The following is a 23,413-nucleotide window of genomic DNA, read 5'->3' as shown; positions in this document are numbered from 1 at the left end:
TTACCTCATGATAATAATTTTTGCCTGCTGATCTTTTGGTAATGTCTTTATATAGTTTATCAAAAGCGCCTGATTTGATGGAGACAAAACCCTAAGATCCATAGGGACTATATCTGCTTTAAGCAAATGATTCTTAATTTGTGTTTGTGTAATTGGCTCACTTCTCCCTTTTTCAATGCTTGTTAAATTCTTTTCAAAATATTGATTCTGTTTGTCTAACACAACTCCCGTTTTAGGGTCAATTTTTAAAGTTAAATTAGTAAACATCATATCAACTGTTTTTCCTGAATTTGGTCCTTGCACAACTATAAAGTCAGCAGTAGCGAGAGGTTTTCCATCAGAATCATATTTGGGTGTTAGACGTTGTAATTTTCCAACATATGGTTCTAATTTAGCTCCTGCTGTCGCCTCTAATATTTTTATTTCATTTGTGGCTTTATCTTTTATATTTAATCGATCAAAGGCTTCTTGAGATGCAGATTTTGGCCTAACTTCATTTAAACCATCGCTATTTCTACTAATTTTTTCCAATGACTTATTCATACTAATAGATGAACCAATTGGATTTAGAATGTGGCTTAATCTTTTTGTAACTCCAAGACTAATAGTCTCAGTAAGCGCAAGTAAACGACTTTTTTCTGTATCAGTAAAATCTAGTCCTGTTGCGATAACTTTAATATTTTCTCCTACGAGTATTCCCGTCCCATAAATAGGAACACTTTCAACCTGATCAAGTGCTTTTCTAAGGTTTTCTTTTTCATTGTCTTTTAAGGCTATATATTTTTGTCCACAAGCAGCATCTGTTAAACCTTTACAGTTAGTATTTTCCCAATTCTTTAAGTAATGAATACCTGCAACAGCCTGAGCCTTTTGCTGTATTTGTGGATCAAACTTTCCGAATTGGTTAAAACTTATATATTCACTGTAAAGGCGTAAGCCTTTTGCAGTATCTTGACCAACAAGTAATTCATTTATTTTTGTGCTGCAAACTGCTCCATTAAAGTTTACCCCAGCACAAGCTTGTCTCAAATTATTATCATTACTATTACTTAGAGTTTGATATTTTAAATAAATTTTGGTTTTACAATCATTTGTCGAACAAGCATCAAGTTCGCCTTTTAAATTTTTAAATTGCTGGGAAGTCAAATAATTATTCGTAACTGCAATATTCGCAGTTTGAACTGCAGCATTTACATCATACCCGCCAAGCCCAGCAATCCCCCCTGCAACCAGCTGTGTTGTAGCTAATACTTTGCGATTATATTCTTCTCTTTCAGCAGGCGTCATCTGTTCTACAGATTTACTTTTGGGAACTAAATCTGCAGCCATTTCACCAATTGCAGCACCGATCGCTCCTGCTTCACAATCACTTTTAGCTACGGTAGCTGCCATGCAGCCAGCTGCAGCATGTGCAATTTTATGTAATATATAGTTAGTATCTTCTAATCCCTTGATCTCACCAGCCAACGAACCCTGCAGAGCATTTGCTAAGTTGAATAATAGTGCATTTTCAATATTTTCACTTAAGCTACCTCCATTAATCGCAGTTGTAACCAAAGCTGTTCCAGCTGAATTCACGGTTCCAGTAATTAATCGGCCTGTAATTCCAGTATCATTAAATTGAGACATCCATTCTGTACCACCAATTTTATCTAAAATACCCACAGTGATAACAGAGGTTGCTAAACTCTTTATGCTGTCCTTACTTCCCAATTGTTGTAAGGTTTTAGAGATATCTCCTTGATTATTCACCAAACCAACAGATGCTTGTGAAGCAATTGCTGTAACAGCTGCATTAATCATAAGCCCAGATGTTGTAAACACTGTAGCTGCTCCAGATGCAGCTGTATAGCCGAGAATAGTCCCACCAAATGTCGTAATTGAGCCGCCTGCAGCCACAACAACCTGAGTTCCTCCGACTGCAATTGTAGTTGAAGAAGTAACTGTCGTGGTTGTCCCTAATGCAGCTGCTCCCATTCCTGATGTTGCCACAGCTACAATAATCGCAATAATTGCAGCGCCTGCTGCCGTGAGCCCTTGTGATTTATAATCCCAGTCTTTTTCTGTAAGAATCACTTTTTGCCAATCAACATCATTTCTAGCAATAAGATTTTTTAGGTATTGGTTACCAGGCTGATTTGCAAGTTTTAAAATCTCGTTTTTGAGTTGAACCTTGTTCTGATCTTTTTCACTTACTGGTATTTGTACAACCAAACCACCCGCTGCTTTGAAAACAGGAGTCGTAGGCCCATTAAAACTTGGTAATTTTGATGTCTCTGTAATTGAGCCTTTATCTTGCATTGACTGCCAAACGACACTATTGCTTTCCTTTTTTAGTGTTTCCGTGACAGTTGTTGAAGCTCCTTCTAAAATAATGTTTCCACCAGCTTGAATATTTGCTCCTTCCAGATAATTAAATTCCGTGCCTTTAAGACGCGTATCAAAACCAGACTTTGTAGTGATATAGTCAGCTGTTAATATTGCTGGAATTTCAGACTTGATGTTACGTGTACTAGTATTTTTGCTATCATTGTATTTTATGCCAATCCATGAACTTTTCTTGGTAATATCAGTTGTATCTTGAACTACATCCTCTGCTGTAAGAAAGTTTAAATCCCCTCCAGCTTCAATTGTTACTTTCCCGCCATTTGCAGTTAGATTACTTGAATACATATCAATACTCGTGCGATTTTTACCTTCCATTGCAGCTGTATTTTTCTCGGCACTACGTATATTGATATTTTTTGCTACTATATCTACTGATACACCTAAAGACTTATTTGAAGTTTTTACTGTTGTAATTCGAGTTTTTTTCCCATACCACTTCTTTTTTGTCTCTGTTTTAAGAGATTTATCGTAACTATTATCAATAGCTACATCGAAAATAATATTTTTATTTCCTTCAACATTTACATCACCTGCGGAGTCAATTCGTACCCCTTGTAAAATAAGGTTGTCAGTATTTGCTTTGCCTGTTGCTCTAATCTTAACTCCTTTATAACCATTTATTTCCGTAGAATTGACTGGACTACGCCATGAATAATTTGTATCCGTAGGTTTACCAACCTCGTAAGAATCTTGTAATGCATCTATAATAATAGAGCCAGAAATTACACCTTGTTTAACGCTGTTTGCTTTGTCGCTATTATAAATGCCTTGTATACTATGCCCATTTCCCGTAAGAGTGCCCATAGCCTCTATATCCACTACTCCTTTGTTAGAATCAACTAATCCACCAGTGATACTAATGCCTTTTGCTGAAGTAATTTTAATATCACCATCTATTGATTTTAATATTGGCTGGGCATGCTCATAACCATTTAGTGATTGACCATATAATGCAATAGCGCTATCAATGTCATTAATTTCTTGTTGGTATAATACTCGAATATCGGCCATAACTTTGGCACCTAGTTTTGGCAACATTGGTCCATGTGTTGTGGAACTAATTCCTATCTTAACTAAATATTTTTTTTCTAGTTTTCTAGCTAAATCTCCTGCCAATGCTGTTTGCGATGGTAATGCACTAGGGCTTAATTTCTTGCCAACCATTTCTCGAAGTTTTATATAATCCTCATCTGCAAAAAATTTATCATTTTCTACTAACAAATCAGCTCGAATTGCTTTTAAGTCATTAAGATATTTTGTGGAAGACCGATTGTTTAATGTATTTCTCACTCCATCGACTACAACATCACTGCCTGTAGATACAATCGAGATATTTTTAGCAGCATTTAATTGTGAACCTTGTAGCTCAATTTTGTTACTTTGTAAGTTAATTCCTCCATTAGCACTATTTAAAGTAATTACCTTTTCAGATCCATTACCAGCATTACCTCCATAACCAATAAGCGTTAAATTTCCTTTTTTCGAAACTAAATCTATATCTCCAGCTGCTGACAATTTATGTTTCGTTGGATCAATCGTAAGATCACTTCCTGTCTGGATACTCAGGTCCCCATTTAAACCATTTAGTTTTGTATCATTTTTTAATAGATCACTGCCTGTCGCGTTATAGTTCATTCCTGTTTGACCGAGAATAAAACCACCTGCCTCCATTAATACAGCACCACCTGTGATATTGGCATTTTGTAGTACTTGATTGCCTGTCGCTGTTACAGAAGTTACACCTTTAGAAGTTAAGTTAGTGACTTTATTCGGTATCCATACCGTCGAAGGCGTGTACTCTGCATTAATGTAAACTGTACGTCCAGAATTCACTGCTAAGTGCTGATCTGAAGTAGCGGTTACTCCTTGCAAGGTAAGTAGGTCTTTTGCATGAAGTTCTGTATTGCCTTTGGAAGTCAAGACACTATCTTTTATTGTCGTCATACCGACTTTGCTACTAACCAAAAGTTTGCCAGTTGTTGCAGTTAACTGTGTATCTGCAATCTGGATATTGGATTTATTATTAACTATTGAAATCGCTTGTCCATTTAAAACATTGCTAACGACAGCATTGCTTAAAGTATCATTTTTTAGAATGACATCTACATTCTTATCTATTGTAAGCCCGTTCTGGCTGGTAAGCTGGATTTCACCTTGTTGAGCAGTTAAGTCAGTAGCATTAATCTTAACGTTACCCACACCAATTGATCCGATCGTAATGCCTTTCTGACCACCAATTACAGTTTTATCAGTTGTTAAAGTATTTTTTCCGGCTACGGGTGTTGCAGCTTTTTGGAAAGAATTCAGCTCAATATTCTTATTTGCAAGTATCGCAATTTTGCCACCCGTTGATGCTTTGAGGCTATTTGCAGTAATATTTCCATTTAAGGCATTAATATTAATATCCCCAGTATTACCCCAGAGTCGACTTCCTTGATCAAGGAGGATATCCCCTCCATCACTCACAATATCAACACCATACACGCCAGAACCCGTCATATAAATATTCTTGGTGGTGATATTCTTTCCAGAAAATTTGAGGCCCCCACCTCCGGACAACTTAGAGTTCTGGTCTTTACCTTCTAATGTTAACTGATTACCAGCACCTAACTGAATCTTGCCACTGGTATAAGGGAATTCTTGGTTCGTCGTACTAAAGTTCAGATTATTCCCTGCATAGGCATTGATACTATTCACTTGTGCTTGAGTACTATTCGCTTTCTTAAGAAAGTTAAGATTATTTAAAGTCGCATCTTTGTCCGAATAGACAGTCAGTCCTTTAGCTGCGTAAACAGAACCGTCCTGGACATTAATATCATTGCTAACATTATCTTTTGAGGTAGATTGTAAATAGATATCACCCGTTGAAGCATGTAGTCGGGTATCTGTAAGTTTTAAGTTTGTACTCCCAATGATCGTTAAATCTTTTGCTGCAACAAAATTACCTTTATCTGAGACAAAGCTATTATTGGCTTGTATTACCGCTGAACCACGGTTGCTTGTGATACCTGCGTTTGTCGCTAGATTGATGTTTCCTGCATCAACATATAGCTCTCCACTCTGTGAATCGTTAAAAATTCGACTATTCGCTGCTAAATTTAAATTACCTTTGACATTAATCAATAGCGGAGATGAAGTAACACCTCCAAGGTTGACCATAATTTCTTTAGCATTCACATTCAGGTTATTGCCTGAATCAATATTGATCATGCTATTACTATTGATACTTCCGGATGAGTTGATGTCTCCTGCAACACCTGTACCCGTAGTACTGATACTCACCAAACCTTGTGTTTTACTAGTTGAACTGATTGTCCCTTTATGTTCAATTTTACCGTTACTATTCAGCACGACATTATTTAGCGCTTGAATGACCCCAGCATTGTTTACCCCAATTCCCGCTTCATTGGCATATAAATAAATACTATTTGCATAGAGCCCTCCCAACTGTGCAACATCAATTGCAATTGTGGGTACAGTTCCTGTTCCTGTCGTTGTAGTAAATCCATCCGTATCAGTCGCAATTGTGTTTGCCCCAGTAACAGCAGTAATGGTCGTGGCATTCACTGGTGCATTAATCGCAATGGAACGACCTAATAGTTCTAATGCAACCGGATTATTGGCATTGCCACCTAGTCCTCGGTTATTGGCATCAGGATTAATCGCGATTACACCTTGTTTAACGGTATGGTTTTTAATTGAGCCATCACTGTTGTAACCTAACACCCCTGTGGATAGTGTCACTTGATTGGCATTGATAAAACCACCACCATTCACGGTAATACCAGTTGGGTTGGCAATCACTACATTTGCTCTGGATCCTAATACTTCAAGATTACCCTGTAATAAGCTTGGGTTGGTTGAAACGACCTCATTCACAATTGTGGTCGCAGCTCCTTTTGCCAGATTTGGGTTCGCTGCAATGGATGTTTTGGTAATTTGGCTGGTTGCCGCACCGCGGGAGTTATTTAAAATCACACCATTTTGATTCACATCAAACTGGGTATAGCTATTACGTGAAACGCCTGATGCAGAGGGTGCCGTAATCCAGACATTGGCTGCATTGCCTTCTTTGAGTACCGTCGCCTTATGTGCCGCAGCTGCATTATTATTCACCACCACATTGGCATAGATCGGACTAATCGCCATCAAGGCTGAAAGCGCCAGCACCAATTGTTTTAAGGTTCGTTGCCCAGTTACCGCAATGCCTGAGCCTGTCACATCATGATTGTGGATTGAAGCTTTGATGCGTGGAGAGGTATCACCTTGATGGGATTTTGCCAATTCTGATACTGCGACATACGTCCCGAGTTTGGCATTAAATTTTGTACGATAAAATTGCTTATTCATCTTTATACCTATATTTCTATGAATAGATTTGCTTAATAGTTAAATGAGAGATTAAAACCAGTGATGACGTCTTTCTGGATATGTTGTGGTGCAACCAGCCCCCGACCCACAAAAAACTCGCCATTGATATGTTTGAATTGCGTTCTTAAACCCACCACACTGCCTAATAGATAGCGATCGGAGTAATATTGAGTGCCTTCACCTGTCACCAACCCTTGATCTAGCCCTGCGTAGAGTGAGAAATTAGGAATGGGGTTGAGCCAATGCACAGTCTGTTGTAAATAATGTCCATTACTCCCAACAATGCTTTGCTCAGGTCGATAACCACGAATGCTGTAGCGTCCACCAATATTGAAAGTTTCCTGACTGACTACTTTCTGCGGACTCCACTGTCCCTGCCAGTTCAGCTGATACATAAAGTTATTTTTAGCGGTCTGCCATGGCACTGCATATTGAAAAGCGGCATTCCAGATCCCTGCTCTGGAATCACCTTCACCAGTAATATCTTCAGCAGTTTGGCTGGCCCCTAAGATGCCTGTACCCTTGCGGTAACTGAATTGGGCATTGATGGTTTGCTGTCCAAGGCGTAGCTGGTATTTACTGCCCAGTTCCCAACCTGCAGTCCGTTTGCGTTGTACTTCAATTTCGACATCTTCAATAAAACTAGATGCCGATTTGCGGTACAGTTGCGCATAACCTGAAAGGCGGTAGGATTTACTGCGGCTGAGTTCGCGTTGTGCTTGCAGATTAAAATCCTTGTTAATGGTTTTATAATCAAACCACTGATCAAAGCCTTCTAGCTCTTGGGTATTGGTATATTGACTGGCATTGATATTAAACAGCCAGTTTTGATAAGGAACTTCGTAGGAAACAAAGACGTTATTAAAATCGGTATGGTCTGCATTCCAGTCATTCAGTGATTTGGTATAATAAAAAAATAGGCTATCCGCAAAATTAAGCGGGTTTTCTAAAGCATAGCTGGCATAGCCTTGGTATTTTCCTGAGCTTTTACTGCCTGCATCATTGAGTCCAGCAGTGATAAAGTTCCGCTCCGCAATCTCCCATACAATCTCAACATCGCTATAACCGGCATCTTCAGCACTTTTTTGGCTGGGTAAGATATCGAAACTGGTTTGCATACCCTGTAGACGGGCAAAAGTTTCTAAGATTTGTTCAAGCTGACGAATATTAAGAATATCGCCTGCATGCATGGGCAAAGGATAATTTAAGTTTTGATTTTTACTATTTTTAAGTCGGATTTCCCCAATTAATCCAGAGATCAAAGTTAAGTGTAAATGCCCTGTGGCAAGGTCCTGTTCAGGTACAATCACTTGAGTTGACACATAACCCAATTGCACCAGTCGTTCATTGATGTAATTCACAAGGCCAGAAAGCCCTTTTTCACCAATACAGCGGCCTAGGACTTTATTGTTTGAATACTTTAGTTCTTTGAAGATACGATTAAAGTCTGAAGTTTTTATACTGGGATGTGTGCTTGGAACATCAACGTCTAAAGAAGATATCCCAAAACAAATTGGTTCTTTTTGTAACCAAGGATAACTTGAATCAAGCTTCGTTTGTTGTAACTGAATAAAAGGCGCAGCGGATTGAGTAAGTTGGTCAATCTGCTGCTTCTGCGCAAGATAATCTCTAGTCTGTTGTTGACTCACTTGATCTTCGGCATGGATAAAGCCTGAATGTAGAATCAGAGGAAGGATTAAATATTTTTTATACATTTTCTACATTATTTATACACAATACAGACAGGAACGTATTGTAGTGAAAAAAAATAGCTTTTCAATAGGAATGAGTCTTATTTACAATTTTTTTTATTAAGTGTTAAATTTATCGCACAACGATTTAATGTAGAAACTGGCTGTAGTGAAAAAATGAGAAAGACATATATCAGCATGCTAGAAAATGAGTTCTCTCTCAAACTTTACTTAGGCGATGAGAGACCTGGTTGCAAGATCATTGAATTAAAATCTGTGGAATTACCAAGAAGAGTGGAAGCCGCTTGATTAGTAGAGTGGTACTCGCTTTCAAGAAAGTTTCACCTAGACCATCTTCACATCTTTAATAAAGGAAATGATGGCAAGCATCTTTATGATCCAAACAAGGTTGCATACATATAAATTTCAACTTAATAATTAAGCTTCATAATCAGGGTAGCTTTTCAGTAAATAGCTTTTTTATATAAATTTATAAAAAAGTTCCGAAAATAATCAATAAAATAGAATCTAGTGGGTGATAAAAATTTCTATTCATGATGTAAGGCGTGATGCAAATATCAATTTCTATTTAATACTGAAATTCAAAGTAAATGATCAGATCGAATCATATTAATTAATGCTTGTAATGCATTAGAAACATGTCTATGTCCTGGATAGTACAAACATAGCCCATCATAACTTGGGCTAAACTCCTCCAAAACGATTCCAATTTTATCCTTCACAAGATATTCATGTGCTAAATGCATAGGAACAAATGCAATTCCAATACCGTCTACTGCAGCCTCAACCATCAAATGCTGGTCTGTTAAAGTGAGCGTCCCATTTACATCAAATTTTTTTATTCTGCCATCTAGATTAAATTCCCATTGAAAGATTTCTCCACTTTCGAATCTAAACCGAATACAGTTATGAGTATATAAATCATAAGGTATTTTAGGAACGCCATATTTAATGAGATATTCAGGTGATGCAACAGCTACGAATTTTTCATTTTCTGTTAAACGGATTGCGACCATTTCTTGAGGAATGCTATCTCTTAAACGAATACCTGCATCAAATTTATCTTCTACTATATTCACCAATCTTCCATTACAGACGATATCTAGATGTACAAATGGATTGCTATCTAAAAACTTTTTCAGTATTGGTTTTAAGATCATACGGACAGCCCCTTCGCTCGCATTAATCCGCAAAATTCCACTCGGTTTTTCTCTAAACGCATCTAATTGATTTACTGCTATAGCAACATTTTCCATAGCAGGTTGAAGCGAACTGTATAATTGATGACCCGCATCCGTTAACGAAACATTACGTGTTGTTCTATTAAATAACCTCACATCGAGTCGATCTTCCAAGTTTTTAATCGCATGACTCACGGCTGAAGGTGTCATGTTTAATTCGACAGCAGCCTGACGGAAATTGCGATGGAATGCTGCAACCAAAAATATAGTTAAAGCAAACATTTCACCACTTTTTAATTGATGAGTAAATTTCATCTTTATATACAATTTTATGAGATTGTGCTCAATAATATTCTACTTTTAGAATGAAAGTACATCATTAATAAGAGTAACGATCATGTCAAAGCATGGTAACTACACAGCTGAAAAAATATTTTTTAATTCTCATGGTGACCACGTTGTTGGTGATATTTATAAACCTGTTGGTAACGGGCCATTTCCTACTGTAATTATCCTAGGTCCATATTCTTTTCAAAAAGAACAAGCACCCACTCAATATGCGACAAGAATGGCTGATGAAGGTTATTTGGCCCTAGCTTTTGATCCACGAACTGTGGGTGAAAGTGGTGGTACTCCTCGTCGCCTTGAAAACCCAAAAATGAAGAATGAAGATGTCGTTTCAGCTATTGACTACATGTTCACACGACCTGACGTGGATACAAATAAGATTTACCTCTTGGGAATCTGTCAAGGTGGACCAGAAATGCTTGATATTGCTTCCTATGAAAATCGCGTAAAAGCCGTTGCATCAGTTACAGGTTATTATCGAGATACCGAAACTGATTTATTTATGATAGCTGCGGGAGTCACTGAAAATCCTTTTGATACGGCCACAGCTCCTTCAATTGAAGAACTTGAAACTCTCCTTGAAAAGCGATTAAAACGCGCGCAAGAGGCAAAAGATCTTTATGAAAAAACTGGTGAAGTCATCTATCAACCTCTTGTATCCCCCGATCTTGGAGATCGAGAAAATGGCTCAAATGCTGGTTTACCAGGCCCTCTCGTATGGAGTTGGTATGGCCCCTGGACATTGAAAAGCTGGGAAAACCAATATGCCATCATGAGTGACTTGGATCATTTTTCTTATTCGACTGTAAACGGTGTTTCTAAACTGACAAAGCCAGCTCTTATTATTCATTCTGATACTTGTATGAATCCAGCCGCTGCTCATAGACATTACAACTCTATTCCAACTACAGATAAAGCATTAATTTGGGAAAATGGAACTAATCACTTCCAATATTATGAACAACCAGACGTAGTGGATAGAACTGTAGGACATGTTACAGAGTGGTTTAATAATCACCTTAATTAGTTTAAAAATACTTTTTTGAAATATTAAACTATGAGTTTATGCTAATTTATATCAAGTCAAAAAAAAGCCCTGAATCTATATAGTTCAGGGCTTTGGAGTTCATGTAACTTTATAAAAAGTTATATGACTTTAATATCTTGGTAGGTATATCCAGACTCGAACTGGAGACCTCTACGATGTCAACGTAGCGCTCTAACCAACTGAGCTATACACCTAGAATGAGAAGCATCATATTCATTTTTTATCAGCTTCACAAGTTTTTTTGAGATTGTTTCAGTGCAACTGTGCAGTCTTTAAGCAAGCGCTTAAAATCTTGAGTATTTGCGCTATTCTTTTGCTCTAAAAAAACAATTTTTTGATATAACACAATCGTTTGTTCAAATATATGATCATTCTCGACCTGACTCGCTAAACGCTGCATCCACAGCTGAAACGTTTCAGCTGATTGCTTATGCAGATTTTTAGGCAACTTCTTTTGAAACTTAAGTACAGCTTTTTGATAACCCTCTTGCTGCCTTGTTTGTCGCCACCAATAAATACCGACATAGACCACTAGAATCGTTCCGATAGCAACAATCAAAACCAGCGTGTAAACATAACTTGAATCTAGGCCTAATTTGGATAACCAATTTTTCTGTTTTTCTGCATCATAACCCACTACTTTGCTTTGCCATTGATAACTTAAATAATCACTCCAAATCCGCATATTTTTTAGAAATTTGAACTGTTGTAAACGCCAAGCCTTACTCTCATCTCCCCATATAGTTTGATCTTGTGCCAAATAATCCTGCATGCCTGTGTCAATTCGTTGCGGTGCAATCATGGCCGTTGGGTCAATTCTTTTCCATTTCCCATCAAGATAAACCTCACTCCACGCGTGCGCATCAAGCTGTCGAACCTCCCAACTTTGGCCATCTGGAGCCAGCTGTCCACCTTGATAGCCTGTCACCACACGTGCAGGAATCCCTGCATAACGCATCAACATAACAAAACTCGAAGCATAATGTTCACAAAAACCGTTCCTGCTAGAGAACAGGAATTGATCGATACGATCACCCCCTAAAGTCCCAGGCGTCAAGGTATATACAAAGCCATTTTTTCGATACCATGACAGCACGGACTGTAGGTATTGTTCTGGTTGCTTGTGACTTTTTTCAAAAAGTGTATGTGCCAATTGCTGCGCTTTAATATCCCGACCTTCATCAAATTTAAGATTTAAATCTAGTTGCCGCGATGATAAAGACACTGTTTCTGCTGGCCTTCTTCCTAGCCAAAGCATTTGTATCGGTACATTACGTTTGATGAGCTTTGATGGACGAATACTATGATCTTGATAAAGCTGTAAATAGCGCTCCTGCGGGATCGAATATTCCAAGCCCATGATCCAATTAGCTTGTTCATCTGCTGCTAAATACTGATAAGGTACGCTACGGGGAGTAGACTGTACTTTTTTGATTTGCTGATTAAAAGAACTGCTGGTCCATGTGGTTCCATCATATTGATCTAAAACTAAAGCTCTCCAATACAGTTCTGGTCTGCTGGGAAATTGCGACATATCTGCCACCACCCGAAAAGCCAACGCCGAAGATTGCGATAATTGTGCAATATCGCCAGGTGACATCCGATCACTGATTCCTGTTGTCGCTTGATCCTTCTGAATTGGAACTGCCCAAAGTGGTGGTAATCGAGGAAAGAAGATAAATAAAATCAAGAAGAAAGGAATTGCAATGCCTACAAATTTAAAAATTTGCTTCACATCCTGTTTAAGTTGGTTTGATGGCAATTTCTTTTGATTAAACAATCCTGTCTGTATCCGATACAAACCAAGTAAACACATCACAAAGGCTGCAAATACAATCAATGCCATCCAAAAAGCTTGACTATGTAACAACATACTCGCACTGACAAATAGAGCAAAATTAAAGACAATCAATAAATCACGGGTATTTTTAGCTTCTAAGCATTTGGCAAATAAACAGGTACTTAAAAAGGCAACGCCCGCCTCTACCCCCAACAAAGTCTGATAATTGAAATATACCAATCCTAATGACAATAAAATAAAGACCAGCAAAAACCATTTAGGAAAGGCTACCCAGCTCTGTTTGCTGTATCGACGTAGCAACAGCAACCACACCACGCCCCATAAACCAGTCAAGGTTACTGGTATAAACGCAACTTGCCCGATTAAAACCAAAGCCAATGTAACCAAGACACAGAAATAGATTTGTTTCGTCATGATTATGCCTGCGCCAATAAAAGTTTAGCCTTAATCAACTGAGCTTGCCCCTGCCCAATTTCCAAACGTGCATGTGGCAAAATGAGTGCATACTCATCGCCTAACTGTTCACATTGCTCGACCAAACCCATCATAAAACTTAATTTTTCTTCATGGCTTTGAGCTGGGATCTGCTGATAATCAATTTCTAAATGTTGATGGTTGGCTTGAGCTTCAAACATTTTGATCAGGAATCCCTGCCCGCGTGCAACCTGTTTCCATGCCACATTCTGATAAGAATCACCTTGTTGAAAGCTTCGGAGCTCTTTAAATTCATCTAGGCTATCTTGAGCTGAAGTCGGTTTATTTTTATGTTCTTTCTGCCAATCATAGGCCTTCGGCGCAACCCAGACTTTATGCTTTGGATATAAATAAGTCCATGCACGTACTAGTCCCAATGGATAAGTAGAATAAATTTTAACAGCACCAAATTCATATAACCCTCGTTTTTCTCCTACAAAAGGCAATTCAAAGCTGTGTTGAGTCTGGTCTAGATAAACAAGTTGCTCTTGATTTTGCCATTGGATTCTTAGGTAGCGTGCGGCACTGACAGGCTGTTTAAATAGCAGCTTTAAAATGAGCGCCTGATCGACTTGCCCAACCTCTGGCATCACAACATCAATGTGCAAACCATGTAATTGTTTAAAGGTCAGATAAAAACTAATACACAGAATGGCACTGATTAAAAAGCAAAATCCTAAAATCAGGTTATTTGCATAGTTAATTCCCGCAATAAAGGTGATTAGTATCAGGACAAGATATAAAAAACCTTGTTTATAGATAAAGACCAAAACGTCCTTCTGTCGCAGTATTTTACTGTGATCCATCTGGAAACGTTTCGCGATCCATTGACTAAGCTGTTGTTGGAGTCCAGTTTGCATATCCTGCACTCACTTACAATGCATCAACTGACTGCAACAGCTGTTTGACCTCCGTCTCACCTAGACTCAGGCGGTGTGCAACCACAGCCACAAATACGGTTTGTACATCATCCGTAGTGACAAAACTGCGTCCCTCAACCAAAGCATAAGCTTGTGCCGCAGCCTTCAGAGCCAATACCCCACGTGTAGATAGGCCGTGGCGTTGCTTACGCGTTTCAGCAGCCAAATCTAAAATATAGTTCAGCACGGCGTCGCTGAGAAAAATCTGTTTTGCCAATTCACGTAAATGCAAAATATCAGCTTGATTAAATACCGCCTCTAACTGATGAATCAGCACTTGCCGTGAACTTTGCTGTAACAGTAATTTTTCTGCCTGACGAGATGGATAACCCAAGGATAATCGCATCAAGAAACGGTCGAGCTGAGACTCTGGTAATGCATAGGTGCCACTTTGAAAGAGTGGGTTTTGTGTTGCCAATACCCAGAACGGTTGTGGCAATTCATAGTGCACGCCATCTACAGTCACGGCGCCTTCTTCCATCGCTTCAAGTAAGGCACTTTGGGTTTTGGGACTACAGCGATTAATTTCATCTGCCAGCAAAATCTGGGTAAAAATCGGCCCTTGCTTAAACTCAAATAGATGTTCTTTCTGATTAAAAATATTGATGCCAATCACATCACTGGCCAACATATCGTTGGTAAATTGAATCCGCTGAAAATGAAGTCCCGCCAAACGAGCCAAAGCACTGGCTAAAGTGGTTTTGCCTAAGCCGGGTAAATCTTCAAACAACACATGACCACCCGCCAACAAGCAAGTCAGTGCCAATTTGGTTTGTTGTGGTTTGTCTAAAATCAGTTGGTTTACTTCAAATAAGAATTGCTCAATCTTCTGGGCAAAGCTTTGAATATCTTGTTCTAATGCCTGATTCTGTTTTGTTTTCTCTTGAGCCGATGACTTTTCCATGCCCCACATTATTCTATCCCCCAAAATAAAACAGTGTATGTTCAACATACACTGTTTTGGTTTTTTTTCAAAGAAATCAAATAATTTCTAGCAAGGACACTTCTTCATATTGCCACCAGCTGAAGGATAACGTGCATCGATACAATGACGATAAAAAGTCTTTGCATCCATTGGCGTTAAATCAGGATGGTGCACTTTCATATGCTGCACATAAGTTTCATAATCGGGCACACCCACCATCAACCGAAAGCTCTGCTGCAAACGCTGCCATAACACGGCAATCCGTGACCAATTCTTGGGTGATAAAAGCAAATGTTTTTGCGACATGATGGTGAATTTAATAATCTTCACAATCACCGCACTGCCTTGTCGAGCAACTTTAAAATCCATCACTACTCTCCTTTGATGCTATTCGCAGTCATCGGGGTTTCTGAATAAACTGCAGGTGCTTCATTCACTGTTGGTGTTGGACTCGCCAATGCTCTGCGTACAATACCAATCGAAGCAATGATCATCACAATCGCAACAATCATAAAGAAGCCACATAGGGCTGCATTGATCTGATTCGACATGACAATGGTCTGCATTTCAGCAACTGTTTTAGCTGGTGCAAGGATTTCACCACGTGCAATTGCATCAGAGAAACGATTTGCTTGTGCCAAGAAACCAATTTTCGGATTTTCGTGGAAAATCTTTTGCCAGCCCGCAGTCATTGACGTGATGAACAAGAAAATCGTCGGGACAATAGTGACCCAAACATACTTCTCTTTTTTCATCTTGAATAGAATGACTGTGCCTAAGATCAAGGCCATTGATGCCAAGATTTGGTTACCAATACCAAATAACGGCCACAAGGAGTTAATTCCACCGAGTGGGTCAACCACACCTTGATAAACGAAGAAACCCCAACCTGCGACTGCGACAAAGGTCCCCACCAAATTACCAAAGAATGAACTTGATTGTTTAATCGCTGGAACCACGATTCCTACAGTATCCTGCACCATGAAACGACATGCACGTGTTCCCGCATCTACCGCAGTTAAAATGAATAATGCTTCAAACAGAATCGCAAAGTGATACCAGAACGCCATCATTGAGCGGTTATTAAATATCTCTGAAATGATATGCGCCATACCAATTGCAAATGTCGGTGCACCACCTGTACGAGACAAGATTGAACTCTCACCCACTTCCTGAGCCAATAAAGTCAACATTTCTGGGCTAACCACGAAGCCAAGATTACGCACTGCTTCCGCAGCGGTCTCTACCGAGGTTCCTAAAACTGCTGCTGGCGCATTGATCGCAAAATAAATGCCTGGATCAAGTACCGTCGCACAGATCATTGCCATGATGCCGACGAAGGATTCCATCAACATACCGCCATAGCCGATCATACGAATATTGACTTCGTTATCGACCAGTTTAGGGGTTGTACCTGATGCAACCAAGGCATGGAAACCTGAAATCGCACCACAAGCAATGGTAATAAATAGAAATGGAAATAAACTACCTGCAAATACAGGACCTGTACCATCAACAAAATGCGTGACTGCTGGCATTTTCAAATCAGGCATCGCAAAGATAATCCCAATCGCCAAGCCTGCGATCACACCAATTTTAAGAAAGGTCGATAAGTAATCACGCGGTGCTAATAACAACCAAACGGGTAAAACTGAAGCAATAAAACCATAAATGATCAGGGCCCATGTCAATTGAGTACCACTGAGGGTAAATAATTGCCCCCAATATGGATCTTTGGCAACATCACCCCCATAGACAATTGCCGCCATCATCAGCACAAAGCCAATGATAGAGACTTCTGCAATTTTTCCAGGGCGCAAATAACGCATGTAAATGCCCATGAATAATGCAATTGGAATCGTTGCCGCGATACTAAACACACCCCACGGGCTATGTGCCAAGGCTTTAACCACAACCAATGCCAGTACCGCAAGGATAATGATCATCACCCCCAGTGTACCAAGCATGACAATGACACCAGCAAAAGTACCGAGTTCTTGTTTTGCCATCTCACCTAAAGAGCGGCCATCTCGCCGTGTGGAGATAAAGAGAACGAGGAAATCTTGTACCGCACCCGCAATCACCACACCGACCAAGAGCCAGATGGTACCGGGTAAATAACCCATTTGCGCTGCGAGAATTGGACCGACTAAGGGCCCTGCACCAGCAATCGCGGCAAAGTGATGACCGAATAAAACGAATTTATTGGTAGGAACATAATCCAGACCATCGGCGAGACGATGGGCTGGGGTTAACCGTTTAGGATTTAATTCAAAAACTTTGTTTGCAATAAATAAACTATAGAACCGATATGCAATGCTATATACACAGACCGCGGCAAGAACTAACCAGACCGCATTAACATGCTCACCACGACTAACCGCCAATATCCCAAATGAAATTGCCCCAACGATGGCAACCAAACTCCATAGGAGTTTTGAGGGAAGTGTTGACTTTGCTTGTGTTGTCTCCATTCAAAACCTCTCAAATACATAACGCGTGGTTATTTAGATTTCCCTTTCTATATTTTCTGTAGAAGAAATATCTTTGTAAGTTTACCTTCTAGCTTCAATTATTTATCTAATACTTTGGCATAAAAAAAGGGATGATTGTTTAATCATCCCTTCGATAATTGTATATCTTGAGTAGCTCTGCCACTCATTTACAATTATGCACGCTCTAGGTAGTCACCAGTACGCGTGTCTACACGAACACTTTCTTCTTGCTGTACGAATAATGGAACACGTACTACCGCACCTGTTTCAAGTTTCGCTGGCTTACCACCACCGCCAGAAGTATCACCACGTACACCTGGATCAGTTTCAATAATTTTCAACACAACGAAGTTTGGTGGATTTACGTTCAGAGGTACGCCATTGAATAACATGATCGTACATTTTTCATTTGAATCATCTTTTAACCATTTCGCAGCATCGCCCATTGCTGTTTTATCAGCAGCGATTTGCTCGAAAGATACAGGATCCATGAAGTTCCACATTTCGCCATCGTTGTAGAGGTAATCCATTTCAACTTCTACAATATCAGCTGCTTCTAAAGAGTCACCTGATTTGAATGTTTTTTCTAATACTTTACCAGAACGAAGGTTACGTAATTTCACACGGTTAAACGCTTGACCTTTACCTGGTTTTACATATTCATTTTCCATGATTGAACATGGGTTGCCATCAAGCATAACCTTAAGGCCTGCTTTAAAATCATTTGTAGAATAATAGGCCATGAAAGGCGCACTCCAAACTTAAAACTCAAATCTATTAATGTTAGACTACACGCACAGGTGTGACACTAACACTATTTTTAACGTATGGCATGATAAACTATTTACATCAAGAGCAAAACTGGCAATCACAACTCAGTGACCTAATTACTGATCCCTTAGAGCTGTTAAATCTGCTTGAGTTATCTACCGATCAGCTATTATCAGGGGCAATCCTTGCCTCTGAACAGTTTAAATTGCGCGTTCCACGTGCATTCGTCGGAAAAATGACCATTGGTGATCCACTTGATCCGCTATTGTTACAGGTCTTACCTCATCACCTAGAACTGGAAGAGCATCCTGAATTTGTGACGGATCCTTTAGGTGAAGAAGCCGCAAATCAGATGGCGGGGGTTTTACACAAATATCAATCACGTTTTTTGCTGACCTTAACCGGTGCATGTGCGATTCACTGTCGTTACTGTTTTCGCCGTCATTTTCCATATCAGGAGAATCTTCCTAAAAATGACGATTGGCTCAACATTAAACAGTATATTGAGCAGAATCCACAAATCAATGAAGTGATTTTGAGTGGTGGTGACCCCCTCACTTTAAACAATCGAAAAATTTCTTTGTGGCTAGAACGAGTCGCATCTCTCCCTCAGATTAAGATATTGAGAATTCATTCACGGGTTCCAATTGTGATCCCAAATCGTATTGATGAAGAGCTGATTTCTATATTAAAAAACAGTAGGCTACGTATTGTAGTAGTGGTACACTCAAACCACGCAGCTGAACTCGATGATTTCACTTGCTCGAAGTTGCTACAGTTATCATTCCAGCATATAACCGTCCTCAATCAGGCAGTTTTGCTCAAAGGTGTGAATGATTCTGCAGAAACTTTAAATGCATTGAGTAGCCGTTTATTTGAAGCACGAGTAATGCCCTATTACCTTCATGTTTTGGATAAAGTTAAAGGTGCTCAGCATTTTGATTTAAGATCTTCAGAGATAGATCAGATATACAGTGATGTATTAGCGAGTTTACCAGGATATCTCGTCCCGAAACTCGTCAGGGAAATTGCGGGCGAAAAAAATAAAACACCGCTTTTTGGGGTTCAAACATTCTGAGATTGATAACACAATGATGAATAATGCTTTTTCGGATATTTTTCAAATTCCAACAGTCTTAAGACGGGACAAACTTAGCTTTTGCGATACCAATTCTAAAAGTCTCAATGAATGGATTTCAAATCTGTCCATTATGCAGTTGGGTGATACCTCCAAAGCACTGTTTGCAGCCTTATTAGAGCTAAGTGAATTAGAATGTTCGGAAACTTTACGTTTTGACTTGGTTCAAGTCCTACATCCGACTATTGAAAATGTTCTAGGTAGCCTAGAAAAGAACTTTTTTAATCAGGGCGTGATTAGTTCTGATCGTAATGAACACATTATTGAACTAGCAATGTTATTGCGTTGCTACTTTGCTGCAATCTACATCAATATTGTGCGTCGCAGTAATGACCAACTTGATCAGCAAAAGTTCTCTATTTTCGCCCTGAATCAAAAGAAGAACTTGCAAACAGCAAGAACCTTAGCGACATTTCAATCTTTACAGCAACTGACCCAACTTCTCTATCAGCAACATATGTTGTATAGCGAACCAGTTGCTGGACAATGGTTAATTGCCCATCAGCTCTATGATGCAGCAGTGACACATAAATATCAGCATACCAACCTAGACCAGTCTCAAGGTAAGCCAAGTTCAATTACCAATATTACTCAGGCCTACGCCCAACTGATTTTGATGGATATTTTTAATACCAATCAAATTCGTCAATCTGAAATACAGGCATTGTTCCAATGTAGTTTTGACTGGGCGAAAATGGTTCAGATTTTGGCGAAGGAAACTGATCTGACCAAATATGTGGTAGATACCAGTAAAGACCATCCGCCTATTTATAACAAGAAACAAAGTTCAGGCTTCAACCCAAACATTTTTATCAGTACACATAGTTTGCTGGATCATGTCACAGCAACCCTACATAAAAATGCGGAATATATTTCTAAAAATGAAAAAATCTATTTAACCCCAGCACTGAAATTTCATGTGCAAACCATTTTAGGTACAACCGCAGAACGTCGCCATGAGCGTTATGAATATTCGGCACAATTGCATATCTGCTTTGGCCTGCTCACTGCCCACTTCTATTTATCTAAAGCGAAAAACTTTTCCGAGACATTATTATTAGACCACGGTTATGGCCTGCAAAACGAATCCAAGTTTATGTCAGCTTGGGATAAAAAGAGCGCTACAGACAATCAAGAATCAGCCATCCAACGTTTAAGCCGTGAAAGCAAAGCCGTTTACCAAGCAGATATACTGGATATCAGTGTGAACGGTTATCGTATTAAATGGTCAGGCGAAGCACCGAAAAACCTAAGAACAGGCGAATATATTTTAGTCAAAGAAACATCACATGGGCACTGGCGTGGAGGGGTAATTCGTTGGCTCAAACAATCGAGCGAGAAAAGTTTAGAACTTGGTTTAGAAGTATTGGCACAGGAGATTTTCCCTTGTGCTGTGCGCTTACAGGCAGATCGGCATATCAGCAACTATCATCCAACACTTTTATTAAAAAACCAAAATTTGGATGAAACAAAAACAACCTTAATTTTACCAGGTTCACAAATTTTTAGAGAACACCAAGCTGTTCATTTAAGATTGGGGAAAGAGGAAGTCAAAGTGTATTTATTAAACGCACAATTAATTACCCAGAGTTTTGTTCAATTTGAGTTTGAACTGCTAAATGATGAGGAACTTCCTGTTCTTCAAAAATATATGGCACAAAAAAATATGGACACAATTGATCAAGATTTATGGGAAGCATTAAAGTGAGAAATTCTTTACTCTCTAAGAAACTCAAACGGACGGAAACCCGTTTACTGATTATTGATGATAACCAATTACGTTATAATCAAATTGCAGCGATTTTTACGGCACAAGACCATCAAATTCAAGCGACATTGCTAGATGATCTTAAAACATTTGAGAAACAGCTAAATTTACCCTGGGATATTGTTATTTTTGGTCGTGCTTATGACTTAAAAATTGAACAAACACTGTCTTTAATTCAGGCATCATCGCAACCAAGTTTGCCTGTACTGCTGTTAGAACCAGATGACTATAACGCTGATCAATATCAGAACTATATTCATAAAGGCATCTATGATGTATTAAATCTTAAGTCTCCAGAAAAATTCTATATCAGTATCATTCGTGCGCTGTCTTATAGTCGCCTAGTACAAGCTGAACATCGTTTATTAAACGAATTAGAAGCGGCACAATCTCAGGCGCAGTCTTTGGTTGCTGAGAGCCACAAAGCGGTTGCTATTTTACAAGAAGGTATTCATATCAATGTGAATGCTGAATATGCCAATCTATTCGGTTTCGCCAGTGAAGATGAACTGATTGGTTTACCTATTCTGGATGTGTTACAACCAGAAGATCTAAGCCAATTTAAACTTCGGTTTAAAAAGATTTCTCAAGGGCAGTTTGAGCATGGCAGTTTTGAACTGCGTACCCAAAATGCAACTGTAAAAAATAATCCCCTGCATCTTGAATTTTTGCCTTCTGGGAATGAAGAAGAAATACAACTTAATATTGAATGTGGTACGCCCTCTCATACTACAGCGGCGACCCCAGCAGTAGCAGTTTCTGCTGAAAAAGTATCAAATTTAAATACAGCTTTACAACAGATTAATCGGCAACTCACCAATCACCCAGCCAATGCCAATGCGGTTGTGCTGTTTAGCCTGAGTAGCTGCCCAAATGAAGTTTTCCAAACCGACTGGCGCGGAAGCAAAGCTTACTTTTCCAATATTCAGAACTTTATCAAAGAACAGGTAAATGCCCCTGTTTATCAGGTTGATAGCGCGATATATGTTGCTTTATTTCAAGCTGAATCTAAGAATGTCTTAAATTCGCTTCTAATTGGCTTGAACAGCTTGCAGAAGCCACAACTATTAGCGACAGCACAGCATACTTTTCCTTTGCATCTAAAATTGGGTTATTGTGAACTTGCACAAGCAATTCCAGATGAGGCACGCTTTGAACAAGTTCTCAGCAAAGCATTTGTACAAAGCTTACCTGTCTTTAATACGCCAAAAATTGATGCGGATATTGGCATTACCACAGAACATATTCCAACAGCAGTCCAATTAACCTTATTACAAGGGCTGAAACAGAAACTGGATGCAGGTGATATTCATCTTAAATATCAACAGCTCTATGATAAACAAGATCAGCATACGCATACCTATGAAGTTTCTGGTGGATTTATTTTTGACAATCAATGGCAGGATTTAAGTGATCTTGCTGATCTGAAAGATGACCCTGAATTATCCATTCAGCTTGATCGCTGGATACTGGTAGAAGCTTGCAAGCAATTACACAATTTCATTACTCAATATCCTAAAGCCAAATTGATTGTAAACCTCAATCACCATGTGCTGTTGAATGATAAGAAATTGCCTGAATTGGTTGCCAAGTTACTGACCATTATTGGCAGCAAACAAGCTCATCCATTGATTTTGCAATTCTCAGAACAAGCACTTCAACAGAACTTATCTCAAGCACAGCCACAAATTGCCTTACTCCGCCAACACGGTGCAGAAATCTCGATTCGTGGTTTTGGTGATTCCTTATATAGCGACACTCTACTGCAACAAATTGATGTTCAGTATTTGAGCTTGCATAGCAAACTGACCAAGATGCTGAGTTCAGACAAAGACATGGCAACATTACAAGAAAAAATCCTGCACTTTATAGCTCAAAAGCCAGTGGAAATTTTCTTGATGGAGCTCAATGACATGAATCTGTTTGCAAATGCATGGAATGTAGAAGCTCGCTACTTACAAGGTAACTATTTCCAGAAAAAACTTGATCGTCTGACTGACGTACAGGATCAATAAAAAATTCTCCCTCCTTTTTGAAAGGAGGGAGAATTAGAAGGCACAAAAAAACGGGCAT

General features: G+C 39.1%; 13 protein-coding genes and 1 tRNA gene. 4 read left to right on the top strand and 10 right to left on the bottom strand.

The genetic code is table 11. The annotated features are described in order from the left end of the window. The 3 genes from MMO42_RS08660 to MMO42_RS08650 form a co-directional block, all read right to left on the bottom strand. A complete protein-coding gene (locus tag MMO42_RS08660) occupies nucleotides 1-6,738 on the bottom strand; it encodes a DUF637 domain-containing protein (RefSeq protein ID WP_241320116.1) in 6,738 nt (2,245 codons plus the stop codon). A gap of 32 nt (nucleotides 6,739-6,770) precedes the next feature. After that, nucleotides 6,771-8,474 (bottom strand): ShlB/FhaC/HecB family hemolysin secretion/activation protein, encoded by a 1,704-nt coding sequence (locus MMO42_RS08655; RefSeq protein WP_241320115.1) that lies wholly within the window; start codon nucleotides 8,472-8,474, stop codon nucleotides 6,771-6,773. Between the two features lie 578 nt (nucleotides 8,475-9,052). Next, nucleotides 9,053-9,967, bottom strand: coding sequence for a LysR family transcriptional regulator (locus MMO42_RS08650; RefSeq protein ID WP_241320113.1), 915 nt, complete (start codon nucleotides 9,965-9,967; stop codon nucleotides 9,053-9,055). 82 nt (nucleotides 9,968-10,049) lie between these two features. On the opposite strand from MMO42_RS08650, the gene MMO42_RS08645 reads away from it, so the two are divergent. After that, nucleotides 10,050-11,027, top strand: coding sequence for a CocE/NonD family hydrolase (locus tag MMO42_RS08645; RefSeq protein WP_241320112.1), 978 nt, complete (start codon nucleotides 10,050-10,052; stop codon nucleotides 11,025-11,027). A 138-nt stretch (nucleotides 11,028-11,165) separates the two neighbouring features. On the opposite strand, the gene MMO42_RS08640 is transcribed toward MMO42_RS08645, so the two are convergent. From MMO42_RS08640 to efp, 7 genes are all read right to left on the bottom strand, one after another. Further along, nucleotides 11,166-11,242: transfer RNA gene (locus tag MMO42_RS08640), tRNA-Val, on the bottom strand. 35 nt (nucleotides 11,243-11,277) lie between these two features. Next, complete coding sequence (locus tag MMO42_RS08635) at nucleotides 11,278-13,263, bottom strand: DUF3488 and transglutaminase-like domain-containing protein (RefSeq protein WP_241320111.1); 1,986 nt, start codon at nucleotides 13,261-13,263, stop codon at nucleotides 11,278-11,280. A 2-nt stretch (nucleotides 13,264-13,265) separates the two neighbouring features. Then, complete coding sequence (locus tag MMO42_RS08630; protein ID WP_241320110.1) at nucleotides 13,266-14,183, bottom strand: DUF58 domain-containing protein; 918 nt, start codon at nucleotides 14,181-14,183, stop codon at nucleotides 13,266-13,268. 13 nt (nucleotides 14,184-14,196) lie between these two features. Continuing rightward, on the bottom strand, nucleotides 14,197-15,156 hold the full coding sequence (locus MMO42_RS08625; RefSeq protein WP_241320109.1) for an AAA family ATPase: 960 nt from the start codon (nucleotides 15,154-15,156) through the stop codon (nucleotides 14,197-14,199). A gap of 78 nt (nucleotides 15,157-15,234) precedes the next feature. Next, nucleotides 15,235-15,540, bottom strand: a complete 306-nt coding sequence (locus MMO42_RS08620) for a YbdD/YjiX family protein (protein WP_171067404.1) — start codon at nucleotides 15,538-15,540, stop codon at nucleotides 15,235-15,237. Then, on the bottom strand, nucleotides 15,540-17,642 hold the full coding sequence (locus MMO42_RS08615) for a carbon starvation CstA family protein (protein ID WP_241320108.1): 2,103 nt from the start codon (nucleotides 17,640-17,642) through the stop codon (nucleotides 15,540-15,542). Before MMO42_RS08615 ends, MMO42_RS08620 begins: the two co-directional genes overlap by 1 nt. A 194-nt stretch (nucleotides 17,643-17,836) precedes the next feature. Further along, nucleotides 17,837-18,406: an elongation factor P gene (gene efp, locus MMO42_RS08610; RefSeq protein WP_004808248.1), complete on the bottom strand. Its 570-nt coding sequence runs from the start codon at nucleotides 18,404-18,406 to the stop codon at nucleotides 17,837-17,839. A gap of 89 nt (nucleotides 18,407-18,495) precedes the next feature. Between efp and epmB the strand changes: the two genes are divergently transcribed. From epmB to MMO42_RS08595, 3 genes are read left to right on the top strand one after another with little or no spacing between them, the layout of a single operon-like run. Continuing rightward, a complete protein-coding gene (gene epmB, locus MMO42_RS08605; RefSeq protein WP_005145955.1) occupies nucleotides 18,496-19,512 on the top strand; it encodes an EF-P beta-lysylation protein EpmB in 1,017 nt (338 codons plus the stop codon). Between the two features lie 13 nt (nucleotides 19,513-19,525). After that, a complete protein-coding gene (locus MMO42_RS08600) occupies nucleotides 19,526-21,280 on the top strand; it encodes a hypothetical protein (RefSeq protein WP_005295476.1) in 1,755 nt (584 codons plus the stop codon). Further along, entirely contained in the window at nucleotides 21,262-23,355 is a 2,094-nt protein-coding gene (locus MMO42_RS08595; protein ID WP_241320106.1) for an EAL domain-containing protein, read from the top strand. Before MMO42_RS08600 ends, MMO42_RS08595 begins: the two co-directional genes overlap by 19 nt. Nucleotides 23,356-23,413: the final 58 nt, after the last annotated feature.

It is taken from the genome of Acinetobacter sp. ANC 3882 (assembly GCF_022549545.1).
Classification (GTDB): Bacteria; Pseudomonadota; Gammaproteobacteria; order Pseudomonadales; family Moraxellaceae; genus Acinetobacter.
This window is presented reverse-complemented; position numbering and strand designations above follow the sequence as displayed.

Bases quoted from the DNA above. Each gene is read 5' to 3' on its own strand.
- MMO42_RS08660 (WP_241320116.1), bottom strand. From the start codon at position 6,738: ATGAATAAGCAATTTTATCGTACAAAATTTAATGCCAAACTCGGGACG.
- MMO42_RS08655 (WP_241320115.1), bottom strand. From the start codon at position 8,474: ATGTATAAAAAATATTTAATCCTTCCTCTGATTCTACATTCAGGCTTT.
- MMO42_RS08650 (WP_241320113.1), bottom strand. From the start codon at position 9,967: ATGAAATTTACTCATCAATTAAAAAGTGGTGAAATGTTTGCTTTAACT.
- MMO42_RS08645 (WP_241320112.1), top strand. From the start codon at position 10,050: ATGTCAAAGCATGGTAACTACACAGCTGAAAAAATATTTTTTAATTCT.
- MMO42_RS08635 (WP_241320111.1), bottom strand. From the start codon at position 13,263: ATGACGAAACAAATCTATTTCTGTGTCTTGGTTACATTGGCTTTGGTT.
- MMO42_RS08630 (WP_241320110.1), bottom strand. From the start codon at position 14,183: ATGCAAACTGGACTCCAACAACAGCTTAGTCAATGGATCGCGAAACGT.
- MMO42_RS08625 (WP_241320109.1), bottom strand. From the start codon at position 15,156: ATGTGGGGCATGGAAAAGTCATCGGCTCAAGAGAAAACAAAACAGAAT.
- MMO42_RS08615 (WP_241320108.1), bottom strand. From the start codon at position 17,642: ATGGAGACAACACAAGCAAAGTCAACACTTCCCTCAAAACTCCTATGG.
- efp (WP_004808248.1), bottom strand. From the start codon at position 18,406: ATGGCCTATTATTCTACAAATGATTTTAAAGCAGGCCTTAAGGTTATG.
- epmB (WP_005145955.1), top strand. From the start codon at position 18,496: ATGATAAACTATTTACATCAAGAGCAAAACTGGCAATCACAACTCAGT.
- MMO42_RS08600 (WP_005295476.1), top strand. From the start codon at position 19,526: ATGATGAATAATGCTTTTTCGGATATTTTTCAAATTCCAACAGTCTTA.
- MMO42_RS08595 (WP_241320106.1), top strand. From the start codon at position 21,262: ATGGGAAGCATTAAAGTGAGAAATTCTTTACTCTCTAAGAAACTCAAA.